The organism is Streptomyces sp. NPDC001902 (assembly GCF_042891295.1).
Lineage (GTDB): Bacteria > Actinomycetota > Actinomycetes > Streptomycetales > Streptomycetaceae > Actinacidiphila.
The window spans coordinates 37208-48915 of the sequence record NZ_JBIATA010000038.1; the positions used below are offsets into that span (position 1 = coordinate 37208).

11 protein-coding genes and 1 pseudogene are annotated in these 11708 nt (G+C 68.2%); 9 read left to right on the top strand and 3 right to left on the bottom strand.

From position 1 onward, the window contains the following. Positions 1 to 66 precede the first annotated feature (66 nt). The 3 genes from ACFYYN_RS39295 to ACFYYN_RS39305 all read right to left on the bottom strand — a co-directional run bounded on the left by ACFYYN_RS39295 (position 67) and on the right by ACFYYN_RS39305 (position 3626). Entirely contained in the window at positions 67 to 645 is a 579-nt protein-coding gene (locus tag ACFYYN_RS39295) for a restriction endonuclease (protein ID WP_500549590.1), read from the bottom strand. Between the two features lie 351 nt (positions 646 to 996). Continuing rightward, on the bottom strand, positions 997 to 1980 hold the full coding sequence (locus tag ACFYYN_RS39300) for a helix-turn-helix domain-containing protein (protein WP_500549591.1): 984 nt from the start codon (positions 1978 to 1980) through the stop codon (positions 997 to 999). Positions 1981 to 2612: 632 nt separating this feature from the next. Next, positions 2613 to 3626 carry a helix-turn-helix domain-containing protein gene (locus ACFYYN_RS39305; protein ID WP_500549592.1) on the bottom strand — a complete coding sequence of 338 codons (1014 nt, stop codon included), beginning with the start codon at positions 3624 to 3626 and terminating at the stop codon, positions 2613 to 2615. 206 nt (positions 3627 to 3832) lie between these two features. On the opposite strand from ACFYYN_RS39305, the gene ACFYYN_RS39310 reads away from it, so the two are divergent. From ACFYYN_RS39310 to ACFYYN_RS39350, 9 genes and pseudogenes are all read left to right on the top strand, one after another. Then, on the top strand, positions 3833 to 4159 hold the full coding sequence (locus ACFYYN_RS39310; protein ID WP_500549593.1) for a hypothetical protein: 327 nt from the start codon (positions 3833 to 3835) through the stop codon (positions 4157 to 4159). A 663-nt stretch (positions 4160 to 4822) separates the two neighbouring features. Continuing rightward, complete coding sequence (locus ACFYYN_RS39315) at positions 4823 to 5098, top strand: hypothetical protein (RefSeq protein WP_500549594.1); 276 nt, start codon at positions 4823 to 4825, stop codon at positions 5096 to 5098. Continuing rightward, positions 5082 to 5417: pseudogene (locus tag ACFYYN_RS39320) on the top strand (IS701 family transposase); the annotation flags it as partial. The gene ACFYYN_RS39315 and the pseudogene ACFYYN_RS39320, both read left to right, overlap by 17 nt. A 371-nt stretch (positions 5418 to 5788) precedes the next feature. Beyond that, positions 5789 to 7285, top strand: coding sequence for an arsenate reductase/protein-tyrosine-phosphatase family protein (locus ACFYYN_RS39325; protein ID WP_500549595.1), 1497 nt, complete (start codon positions 5789 to 5791; stop codon positions 7283 to 7285). Next, positions 7282 to 7962 (top strand): nitroreductase, encoded by a 681-nt coding sequence (locus ACFYYN_RS39330; RefSeq protein WP_500549596.1) that lies wholly within the window; start codon positions 7282 to 7284, stop codon positions 7960 to 7962. Before ACFYYN_RS39325 ends, ACFYYN_RS39330 begins: the two co-directional genes overlap by 4 nt. Next, positions 7959 to 9560: a hypothetical protein gene (locus ACFYYN_RS39335; RefSeq protein ID WP_500549597.1), complete on the top strand. Its 1602-nt coding sequence runs from the start codon at positions 7959 to 7961 to the stop codon at positions 9558 to 9560. Before ACFYYN_RS39330 ends, ACFYYN_RS39335 begins: the two co-directional genes overlap by 4 nt. Next, positions 9557 to 9976: a hypothetical protein gene (locus ACFYYN_RS39340; RefSeq protein WP_500549598.1), complete on the top strand. Its 420-nt coding sequence runs from the start codon at positions 9557 to 9559 to the stop codon at positions 9974 to 9976. Before ACFYYN_RS39335 ends, ACFYYN_RS39340 begins: the two co-directional genes overlap by 4 nt. Further along, the gene (locus tag ACFYYN_RS39345; protein WP_500549599.1) at positions 9973 to 10386 is read left to right on the top strand and encodes a hypothetical protein; all 414 of its coding nucleotides are present in this window, start codon (positions 9973 to 9975) and stop codon (positions 10384 to 10386) included. Before ACFYYN_RS39340 ends, ACFYYN_RS39345 begins: the two co-directional genes overlap by 4 nt. Continuing rightward, positions 10383 to 11609: an acyl-CoA dehydrogenase family protein gene (locus tag ACFYYN_RS39350; RefSeq protein WP_500549600.1), complete on the top strand. Its 1227-nt coding sequence runs from the start codon at positions 10383 to 10385 to the stop codon at positions 11607 to 11609. Before ACFYYN_RS39345 ends, ACFYYN_RS39350 begins: the two co-directional genes overlap by 4 nt. Positions 11610 to 11708 lie beyond the last annotated feature (99 nt).

Sequence of the window (11708 nt, forward strand, 5' to 3'; positions counted from 1 at the left end):
CAACTCGACGCTCAATGGCGGGAAATCGCAGCAGAGTTGGCTCAGTTGATCGCCGGCCCGGCAGGCTCAGCGTTCTGGGTCCAGCTTCCGGTTCGTCCCGGACCTGCGGATGTCCAGATCAAGGAACGACGTCAGCGGACTGCCGCTGTTCCAGAAGCCGAGTAGATCGATGTCGATGAGCGTCAGTTGCTGCTTGGCGGCGAACCTGCGTGCAGGTTCGGTGTACTTGCAGGAAGCCACGAAGACCGGCACATCGGCTCCATGCTCCGCACGGGCCGTGCCGTTGAATGTCTGGATGTCCCGGCTGCCGACCGAGCGGTGCCGGGCGTAGCGCTTGCACTGGATCACGAGTTTCCGGCCGTCCGGCAAGCAGCCGATCACGTCGGCGCCCAGGTCGCCGGCACCGCCCACGCGACGAACTTCAGTGCAGCCGTCCCGGCGGCATAGCGTCGCCACGTACTCTTCGAATTCCCGATCGCTCATCCGCCACACCGAATCCAGCGACTGAACGGCTTGTACCCGGGCCTGCTCTGCCAGCCGGATCCGCTCGGCAGCAGCCTCACGGCGGCCCGCCCGCACCAGCCCCATCACCACAATTGCTGCGATCACAGTGGCTAACGCCGTCACCACGCATACCGCGACCACCGCTCGTCCCCCCTCCCCCAAGCCGGCCGACCCCGCGCCCCGCATTCCTCCCCAATTCGGTCCCGGCTTACCCAGACGGATGGCGCCGATCGCGGCTTCGAGACAGCGCCGGCTCCGCCCACAGGAGATGTCTCGCGCTACCATGACGCGCACTCCCGGTGTGCAGTGGCGTGACCTGCCGGAACGGTTCGGGCCGTGGAAGACGGTCTCTGTCTGGAGCTGCTCGGCGGGGTGATCGGGTCCGCCGACCGCCTCGGCGCACTCGCGCCCTGAGGCCGGCGGGTGTCGTCGCCCCCCGGTCCCGAGCGTTGGAACCCCCTGGGTCACGGAAGCCCGGCACGGGGCCCGGCGTCAGTCAGGCTGGTGAGAGTCGGCCCTCCCCGCCGTGTGGTGCAACCGCAGCTCGCGGGGGCTCACACCGTACGTGGTCTTGAAAACGCGACTGAAGTGGGCCGCGCTGGCGAACCCCCACCGGTGGGCGATGGCCTCGATCGTCATGAACTGATGCACTGGCGAGGCCAGTTCTTTCTTGCACTCCTCGAGGCGCTGCGTCCTGATCCATTCGCTGAGGGTGATACCCGCTCGGGACAGGGTCACGTAGAGCCAGCGTACGGAAACGTCGTGCTCGGCGGCGATACGTTCGGCGGTCAGGTCGGGGTCTGCCAGATGCAGGCGGACGTATTCCTGAACGCGCACAAGGAGTGTGCTGTTCAAAGGCGCTCTGGCCAGATCGTCCCGGTCCAGGGCCACGGTGACCACAGCCCTGATCAGGTCGACACTGGGCTCCGTGAACAGGGCGGCCTCAGCTTCGCCGGCTGCGGCCTGATGGCGGGCCAGCCGGGTGAAGAATGCTGCTGTGGTACACACGACCGGGCGCTCCGAACTGAGTGGCACGGCGGTGATCTGGTCGAGCAAGGACGGCCGCAGCCCCAGGACATGCGTGGGCACACGCACGAGAACCGAATCTGTTGAGCCGTGGAAAAGGACCTCATAGGGCTTGGCATTGTCGAGCACCGTGAGATCCCCAGCCCTTCTCAGTGCGTGCCTACCCCCTTGGCGGACATCGGAGACTCCTGCCTCCTGGAGATGGACGAGAACGTGCGGCACCATGTCCTCGTCCACCGGGGCAGCGGTGCACAGGAGGCGGGCCACGTTCCAGCCGATCTCCGAGACTTTCACCGGCCCCAGCGCGTTGGTGGTCGCATAGGCCCGCTGGCGATGCGGATTCGGCGGAAGGTCCACCTCTACGCGGCCGTTGATGGACCACGAGAATTCACGGATCGCGTCCGCACGATGACCAGGAGCCAACGACGCGGCGTCGAGTCGAACTGCCATGCGGACTTCCTCCTGAACAGGTCGCGGAGCCCTGCGTAGCGGGCACATTTTCCGGTACTGCGGCCAGTGGCCCATTTCGCAGGTTTTATTGCATTGTGCATCTTTATTTCTGCTTGGCCTTGCGGTACACCGGCGGACCGCCGCTGAGGGCCCGGGCCGCTCCCGGGGCGGGTTCATCAGCAAGCTCCACCTGAGCGCCGACGGCTGCTGCCGCCCGCCCCCTGCTTCCCCGGTAAGGGCCGACCGGGATCCGCAAGAAATCCGACAGCCTCGCAGCGGACAAGGCTTGCAGCAACGGACCCATCCGCGCGTGTTTGCGTCGTCGCCGTATCCCGCACACCATCCCCGAGAAGAGCGTGGCCGCCCGCCTGAGCAAGGGCTGGGTGGACGGCCACCCGGCTTCGACGACGACCGGTACAGGAAGCGCAACACCGTCGAGCGAGCGATTAACCCGCTCAGGCGGCACCGGGCCGCCTCCTTCGCCACCAAGTCCAGCGCGCATGTCGTCGACCGGTTCGCGCAAGCCGACCCCGGGCTGCGCCGAGCCATCCAAGGCGAAGGCCGTAAGACGAGCCTGCCTGATCCACGCATGCGCCCGCATCGCGTGGCGCGGATCGGTACGGCAGCAGCGATCACCCGCCGTGTTGGTGAGAGGGGAGATCGAAGGCCTGCAAAGGATCAGTCTGCAGGACGCCGGTCTGCCGCCACTCCATGGGAGACACGCCGTAGACCGAACGGAAGGTGCGGCTGAAGTGCGCGTGGCTGGCGAAGCCCCAGCGGTGTGCGACGGCCGCCACGGTCTGCCCCGCGAGTTCCGGGGATACGAGGTCCGTTCGGCATGCCTCGAGTCTGAGGCGCTGGATCCAACGGCCGACGGTCATGGGCTCGTCCTGGAAGAGTTGGTACAGGTAGCGAACGGAGATGTGGTGTGCGGCCGCGAGTGAGGCCGGGCAGAGTGCGGGGTCTTGCAGGTGGGCGCGAATGTAGCCGCGCAGGCGTCGCAACAGGTCCACCTCCGCCGCAGGCGTGGCCGCTTCATCCTTGATGTTGCCCTGCAGGGCGACCAGGGCCGTCAGCACGTCGACGATCCCCCGTCTGAGGTAGTCCTTCGGAGTCGGCGCGTAGGTGCAGTGATCCGTCATCGTGACGAGTCCGTTCACGTACGACGCGAGGATTCCACTGATGCCTTGGCCGGTTGAGTAGGTCCGGCCGGTGGCCAGGCGCAGTGCCGAGTCGGGGAGATCCAGCATCTCGCGCGGGACTGTGACGAGGTGCCGTCGTACCGGGCCGGTGAACTCGACGGCGTAGGGCCTGCGGGTGTCGAGGATGACGAACTCGCCGGCGGCGACCGGGGTCTCCTGGCCGTCCTGACGCGCGACGCCGGCACCGGTTCGTTGCAGGCTCACCACCAGCGACTCGTCGCCGTCCGCGGCGATGAGCGGCGCGGTCCGGGCCAGCCGTTGCGGGCTTGTCTCGATGACGCCGGCTTGGACGCCCGCCACACAGGCCCGTCGAATGGCGCCATGGATCATGGCCTCTCCCAGGCCACGGACCTCCATATGAATGAACGCCTGGCCCACGGCGTCCGCCCAGTACTCGGTCCGCTCATCGGGCGGTTTGATGTCAGTGCGGAATGCTTGGATCACGATGCCCTCGCAAATTGCCAGGGAGCCATTGCGTTCCCGGGACCTGCGCAACGCGTCCACACATCGCACGACGCCGGGAAGCCCTTACCCAGCCAACGTAAAGCCCAGCCGCGGTCACCGACCGCCTCCCGGGCGAGACTGCGGGACACCCCCAGACATGCGATCGGGAAACTGCGGGAAAACCCGGATACCGCGGCCGGCCAGTTGTGCCGGAGTCCGGCGCCGGGAGACCCGAGCCGCGCACGAGGCGATGCGGGGCCGCGCTCCCCGAGCACACTCTCATCGCCCCAGACGGCAAGTCCGTACTGCCCGACGCCATCGAGCGCGCCGTGCGGCTGCCCTGCTGCGTGCTGTGGCTGGACAAGGACGGCGACAACCTCGGAGGGACGGGCGAGACGGCCAACAAGCTCGGCGTCGGCATGGTCCACACCGGCAACACGGTCCCGCCAGATGAGGAGATCACAAACGGCAAGGTCTCCGGTAACAGGTCGGTGAAGGTCGTCGACGTGGAACAGACACCGACCGCCGGCTGACCGGCGTCGAGCGGCGGACGCCACCTGTGCACGGCGGGGGCCGCATTGCCGTGTGCCACGGAACGGGTGGACGACACCCGGGGCGGTCACCATGCTGTTGCTCATGCCGAGCAGCGATGAGCCCCAGGCGCCGATTACCAGGGGCACGAGTACGGCGCGGCCTCGTATCAGGCCCTGGCAAGCGTTCGGCTCGGTCTTGCCCTCTGCGGTCGGCGTTTGGGCCGTAGTCCAATATGGCTCACCGGAAGTGCAGTTGATCGCCACCGCGCTGCTCGCGATATCAATTGCGCTATTCGCGATACCGGTTAGCGCCCTATTTGCCAATAAGTCTGCAATTTAGGCTAGTCGCGTTCGCGTCCGGGAAGCGGAGCGCGACCTGGAGAATGCTGTTCGCCTCCACGCGCATACCATCGTCGTGGGTAACGACGGACCCCCCGTCACCACGCCTTCATCGAACAACACCCCCATTGGGCACTACGGCAACCCGTATGCAAGCCAGGCCGAGAGCCACCGCTTGACCCTGGCAGAGCAGTGGAAGCTCACGCACGCGCGGCTCGATCTCTACCACCAGGTCGCACTGGGGCAGGCGAAGAATCTTTCCGGAATGCCCAGATCTCAATGGGGCTAGGGTTTGCTCTACTCGTCGGTTTTGTCATCGTCGCGTTGAAGGCGAGCACTACTGCGGGAAGCATCCTCGTCGGTGGCCTCGGCGCGGTCTCCGCAGCCTTGGCCGGCTACGTCAGCAAGACGTTCGTCCGGTCCCAGGAGGCTGCGGCTACACATCTAAGGTCGTACTTCGACCAGCCGTTGGAGTTCTCCGGGTTCCTCGCTGCAGAAAGGCTCGTGGCCGATGCCGGTCTGACCGCCGAGCAGCGGCGCGAGGTTGTGGTGGCCATCGCTCAGGCCATGGTCGCCCCGGCGGCGGGTGCGCATCAATGACGGCCGCAGCCCGGTCCAGGCACAGGTCGTAGCCGACCGACTGCCCGCTTTCGCCTGGCACCGGCAAAGCGCAGGAGCAGGCGCGAAAGGCCCGCGCTACTACGACTGGGCCTGGGTCCACATCGGCGACGACGACCATCGCTACCTGCTCGTCCGCCGCAACCCCAGCACCCGTGAACTGGCCTTCTACCTGTGCTGGTCACCAGACGCGGTGGCATTGTCCGAGCTGATCCGTGTCGCCGGCATCCGCTGGAGCATCGAGGAGAGCTTCCAGGCCGCCAAAGGACAGACGGGACTGGACCAACACCAGGTCAGGCACTGAACCGCCTGGCACAGGCACATCACCCTGGGCCGGGTGCGGGCGCCGCGTGCGCTGGCAGTACATGCCTGCCGGAGGTAGCCTTTTGAAAGGCGTACGGGACTGGCTGGGCTGGTAGGTCCTGTTGGGTCGCGGAAATTCGTGCACTCCCGAGGAGGAGCGGCTCGTTTTCCTGAAGCGGTCCCGGGGATTCGCGGCTGTCCACAATATACCCCTCGACAAAGGGGCAGTATTCGCGACCGCCTTGTGCGCGGAGGTCAACCGTCCAGAAAGCTACCCGGCATGTGCTCCGGCCAGGTGTCGGTCAGGCGTGTCGATCCCGGACTCACCGTGTTGAGACCTCGACGTTCGATCAGCGACGGGTTATGCACATGGGCTGGCTTACCTTCGGCTACTTCGTCTCGTACATTCCCTACGCCATGCTGGTGAAGGCACTGGCCAGCGGCGTGACTCCGCTGTCGACTCAACCGGTCAACGGTTTCGAGCTGCTGCCCGCAGCCGTCCTCGGACAGCTCGCGGCGATGACCGTCTTCTTCGGCCTCACTGGTCGGTGGCGGCACATGCGGCGGAGCGGGATCGGCAACGCGCGGATCCCGGTACCGGGCCGGGAGACGCTGGCGGCCGGCTTCTTTACGTCGCTCATCATCGGCTCCACCACGATGAACTACACCTTTTCCGGTGTCTCGATCCTCTTCATGCTGTTGCTGATGCGGGGAGGAGTCCTGGTCCTCTCCCCATTGGTCGACATGACCCGCAAGCGGCGGGTGACGACACCCTCCTGGGTAGCGCTGTTCCTCAGCCTGATAGCGGTTTCGGTGGCTCTCGGCGATGTGCACAGCTATCTCCTCCCGCTTGCTGCCGCGCTGAGCGTCCTCACCTACCTCGTCGGCTACCTCGGCCGGTTCGAGATCATGATCCGGGTGGCCAAGAACGGGGTTGTGGCAACAGACCGCCGCTACTTCGCGGAGGAGCATGTCGCGGCACCCGTATGCCTGGCTCTGCTGCTGGGGGCAGGGGCGCTGGTCGGGCAACCGCAACTGCGCGCGGGTTTCACCACATTCCTCGGCACCCCTGCCGCCTTGGCGGCAGCGGGGATAGGAGTGGCATATGAGGTGCTGTTCGTCTTCGCTACGCTGATCTATCTCGACCGGCGGGAGTACACCTGGGGTGTGCCGGCATGGGCGTTCGCCAGCCTGATGTCCGGCCTGGTCGCCTCATTCTCGCTCGCGTGGGTGGCCGGACTCCAAACTCCGGGGACCTCTCAGCTGATCGCGCTCGCATTCGGTGTCGGCGCGGCGGGGGCCCTGTCCTATCCATCAGCCGTCCTCTGGTGGCGGACACGCTGCACCGGCACGACATGCCGCGTGCTGTTCGTCTGCGGCGGGAACACCTCACGTTCGCCCATGGCCGAGATCATCGCGTGGGCCCAGGCCGCGGAGGCGGGAGTCCCCCACCTCTTCCGGTTCTCCAGCGCGGGTGTCGCGACGACGCAGCCTGCGAGCCCGATGACTGAGGACGCCCGGTCCGCGCTCGCTGAACTCGGTCTGCAGCGGGTGCCGGGCCGGGGGAATCCGCGCCGCCACCGCTCACGCCCGGTCACCCCGGAAGTCTGCCGGGTCAGCTCCGTCATCTACTGCATGACCCGAGCCCACCGCGACAGGGTGATCGCCATGGCGCCCGAGGCCGAGGGCCGCGCCTTGTGTCTGGACCCGCTCCATGACATCCCCAATCCGGAGGGGCAGCCGTTGGACGTGCACCGCAGGTGCGCCCGGCACATCCAGCGGTCCGTGCACGTCCGTCTTCGCGAGCTCCTCGGCGGCCCGGAGGGCGCTGCGGCCCCGCGCTCGGACGAGGGTGATTACGGATGACGCCCAAGCTCCGCGACGGTCTGTCCCTGATCACCTCCCGCCACTGCACGAGAGCCTTTCTGGACCGGGTGGTGCCATGCGAGGTCCTGGCGGAGGTACTCCTGGCCGCCGGCCACGCACCCTCGAGCCGCAACACCCAGATGTGGCAGGTGACGGTGGTGACCGGCAGCACCCTGCAGGCGCTGGTGGCTGCCCTGTGCGAGAGCTTCGACCGCGGTGATCCGCCCAGACCGGACTACGCCAACCGGCCGCCGTCGCTTGACGACGCCGTCGAGCGCCGCGCCGGGCACGCCGCGTCGGGAGTACTGCTCGCCAAGGGCCACGCAGCCCCGGACCACGCCGCCGCTCGGGCCCACCTCCGTGACAACCTGCGCTTCTACGGGGCACCGACCGCCCTGGTCTGCCATCTGCCCGGGAACGCGGTGCCGGGCACCTTCCTGGAGATGGGCTTCTTCCTGCAGAACGTCATGCTCGGACTGGTGGCAGGGGGCCTCGGCAGCTGCCCGCAGTTCAGCGTCGCCGGCTACGGGGATGTGCTGCGCCTAAAGCTGGGAATCGACACCGACCGGCTCGTCGTGTGCACTCTGGCAGTCGGGTACGCGGACGAGGCGGCCCCGGTCAATCGGTTCGTTCCGCGGCGGGCCGGTCTGGAGGAGTACGTCCAGTGGCGCGATTGACGAGCGGATATGGTGCCGACGTCGGGCGTCGGGCCCGTCTGGTGGCGGTGATCGCCGAACCGGAAGACCTCACCGCGGCTCGCCTGCGTGCCCTCGCAGGAGTGGCCGACGTGCTGGAGGTCCGCGCCGACCTCATCGGCGATCCCGATCCGCACCGGCTGCGCCGGCATTTTCCCGGACCGCTGACCTACAGTTTGCGCTCGCCGCGACACGGCGGCCGCTCCACCGCCGGCCCGGTCGAGCGGCGCACCCGGCTGCTGCGCGCAGCGGACCACTACGACCTGGTGGATCTGGAGGCCATGGACGACGTGGCGCCGGAGTTGCTGGCGGACATCGCGGCCCAGCAGCGGCGTATCTCCTGGCACGCGCCCCCACACCCGGAGCAACGGGCCGACCCTGGCCTCCGGTCCGGTCTGCTCCATGCCTCGGCGGCACTGCTCGAGCGGTTCGCCGCGATGACCGCCGTACCAGCGGCCCAGTACCTCCTCGTGCCGCAGTCGGGCACACAGGGCGGATGGGCAGCGCCGCTGCTGCTCACCGGGCTCGGACGTACCGATGTGACGGCGTTCGCGTCCGGTCCGGCCGGCACCTGGACCCGGGTGCTGGCGCCATGGCTGGGGGCACCCGTAGTCTTCGGCCGGGCTGGTATCGCCGGGGCGGACGGAATGCCCAGCGTGAGCCAACTCCTCACCGACTACGGCCTGCCCGCGCTGCCCCCGCTCAGCGGCCTGTTCGGCATTGCCGGGCGTGCCCCCGGGCGGTCGTTGTCGCCCCGGCTGCACAACGCGGCGTTGCGGGAGTTGAGGCTGCCCGCGCTCTACCTGCCTTTCCAGGTGGATGTGTTCTCCCGATTCCTGCACCAGGCCATGAATTTCGGGGCGCTGGGCGGACCGCCGCTGCGCGGGCTGACCGTGACCGCCCCCCACAAGGAGAGCGCGCTCGAAGCGGCCGACATCGCCGACCCGGAGGCACGAGGGTGCGGGGCGGCAAACCTGCTGTGCCTCGACGCCGGGCGCTGGCGCGCGGCCACCACCGACACCTCCGCTGCCCTGCACACCCTCGCCCGGGCCGGAGTCGATCCGAGCGGCCGCAGGGCCGCCGTCATCGGTTGCGGCGGCGCCGGGCGGGCCGTCGCGTTGGCCCTGTGCCAGGCCGGAGCTCAGGTGACCCTGGTCAACCGAGGACTTGCGCTAGGCCGGGCAGCCTCCTCGCGTCTCGGGCTTCCCTATGTGCCGCTGTCCCGGTTCTCCCCGGCGGGGTACACCGTGCTCGCTCATGCCACGCCCCTGGTGGAACAGGAGCCGTTCCCGGTCTCCACCGTCGACTGGGACGCGGCGGTGCTGGAGATGGCCTACCGCAATCCGCCGACCGCGCTCATGGGCGCCACCCGCGCCCGAGGACTGATCGGCATCGACGGCTGGGAGGTCCTGTTCATCGAAGTACAGGAGCAGTTCAAGCTGCTGACAGGCCATCCGCTGCCCGAGGCACTGCCTCTGCACACCGTCTGCTTCGGCCAGGCCGAGCCGCCCGATGCCCACGACCTCACCGAATCAGCGGGACTCGCCCCGACGCACCCTACGAGCAGGGAGGCACCATGACGACCCGTTCCGCGTCCTCTGCCGGAACGGCCACACCGCGGCCGCCCGGCATGCCGGACGTCTCGGCGCTCCTGGGCGACTGGGTCAACACCGACCAGCGCAGTTTGAAGGGCGCCCACCGGCTGAGCGTGACCTGGCACGAGGGGGGCATGTTCGTCAGGGCCTTCGGCAACGGTAGCCCGCAACCACGCGACTGGGGTGAGGCGTCGGCGGTCCTCTACACCATGCCGGACACACCGTCGGTCGCCTCGTCGTTCTCGGCGGTCTACGACTTCGGCTCGCAGCGCACCGTTGTAGGCGCTTACCACAAGACGGGCATCCTGGTGACCACCACATGCACCGTCTTCAGCGACGCCAGCGAGGGTACCGATCACTGGGCCCGCTCGTTCTTCCACAGGGCAGAGGCACGGCCATGACGGCACATGCGGTCGATCCGGGAACGCTGGCAGGCGGCTGGGTCAACTGCGACACCACCGCCACCGGTATCCACGTGGTCGATGCCGCGGTCGACCACAGCGGGCTCACGCTGCGGATCACCGAGCGTGGCGGCCCGGAGCCCCCACAAGGCGCGCTCGCATCGACCACGACGCCAGTCACCAGAGCCATCTTGCCCGCCGTCCCGCTGGCCGACGACATCGACGCCACCGAGGCCGTGGCCTTTCTCGCCGAAGGCTCGCTGGACTCCCGGCAGGTGGTCCTCGTCGGCTACCTCAACCGCGGCCTGCTGACCATCGATGTCCATACCGTCCATCCCGCCGGAACCCGGATACCCAACACGATGTACCGCGCCCACTTCTTCCGCTTCGAAGAGGCCACCCCCATATGACCGACGACCTGGGCCACGCCACCCGTCCGGCCCGCAAACTGGCGGTCGGCGACGACCAGGCAGTTCTCGGTGCCGTGGCGAAGCTCGCCGAAGACAGATTCGCCCCCCGTGCCGATGAGTACGACCGCACGACCGCCTTTCCCACCGAGGACTTCGACGATCTGTTCTCCGACGGTCTCCTGGGCGCCGCTGTGCCCCGGGGGTACGGCGGACTGGGCTACGGCCCCGCGCAACGCAATACCCTCCCCCTGTGGGAGATGACCACCACGCTGGCCAAGGCCGATCTGTCGCTGGCCCGCTGCTGGGAAGGGCACGCCAACTCACTTGTCCTCATCGACGCCCTCGCCACCTCGGAGCAGAAGCGGCGCTGGTTCACCGGCGTGGTGGAACACGGGGAGAAATGGGCCGCCTGGAGCGGCGAACCCCAGACCCCCAAGCCGGGCGAGAGCGCTCGCTTCGGCACCACGCTGACCCCCGTCCAGGGCGGCTGGACCCTCCGCGGCAGCAAGGCGTTCGCCACCGGCGCGACCGGCGCGCAGTGGGCGATCCTCCTCGTCGATCCGGCCGGCCCCGGCGGAGCACGCCAAAGCCGGGAGGTCCACGGCAGGCTCCTGCTGCTCGCCTGCGACCTGTCGGACCCGACCGTGACCGTGGACACGTCATGGTGGGATCCCGTCGGTATGCGCGCGACGGCCAGCCACGTGGTGCGCTTCCACGACACCGTCATACCGCGCGAGCATCTCATCGGCGGCCCCGGCGGCTACTTCGACGGGCAGTGGCAGACCGCCTTCGTCCCGCAGTACGCGGCCAGCTTCCTCGGCGGCGCCCTGGCCGCATACGAGTACGGGCTCGCGTATGTGAAACGGCAGGGCAAGAGCGGCGATCCCTATGTGCAGCAGCGGGTGGGCAGCATGGCGGTCAATGTCGAGACCGCTCGCCTCTGGTTGCGCCAGGTCGCAGCTCTGTGGGACGAAGGCAACCTCGACGAGGCCCGGATCGCCGGCAGCAGGGCCTGGCATGTGATCGGGCATCTGGCGGAAGAAACGGTGCACCACGTCATCCGCGCGTGCGGCGCCCGCAGCCTGATCCGCCCAAGCCCGGTGGAGCGGATCCTGCGCGATCTGACCTTGTACAAGCTCCACGACAACGACGACCACGTGCTGGCCACCATCGGCCGGGCAGTACTCGGTGAGCCGTACGACCCGTTCTTCCACAGACTCTGACGTCCGCACCGGCTTCGGGTCACACCACCGCACGACGGCGGCACACCCAATCCGCCCGGGTGGGCCGCCACGTCGTCGCGATCAGGGCCGGCCGTCGAC

Excerpts from the sequence above, each read along its gene's own strand:
- ACFYYN_RS39300 (WP_500549591.1), bottom strand. The coding sequence starts at position 1,980 with ATGGCAGTTCGACTCGACGCCGCGTCGTTGGCTCCTGGTCATCGTGCG.
- ACFYYN_RS39325 (WP_500549595.1), top strand. The coding sequence starts at position 5,789 with ATGGGCTGGCTTACCTTCGGCTACTTCGTCTCGTACATTCCCTACGCC.
- ACFYYN_RS39330 (WP_500549596.1), top strand. The coding sequence starts at position 7,282 with ATGACGCCCAAGCTCCGCGACGGTCTGTCCCTGATCACCTCCCGCCAC.
- ACFYYN_RS39340 (WP_500549598.1), top strand. The coding sequence starts at position 9,557 with ATGACGACCCGTTCCGCGTCCTCTGCCGGAACGGCCACACCGCGGCCG.
- ACFYYN_RS39345 (WP_500549599.1), top strand. The coding sequence starts at position 9,973 with ATGACGGCACATGCGGTCGATCCGGGAACGCTGGCAGGCGGCTGGGTC.
- ACFYYN_RS39350 (WP_500549600.1), top strand. The coding sequence starts at position 10,383 with ATGACCGACGACCTGGGCCACGCCACCCGTCCGGCCCGCAAACTGGCG.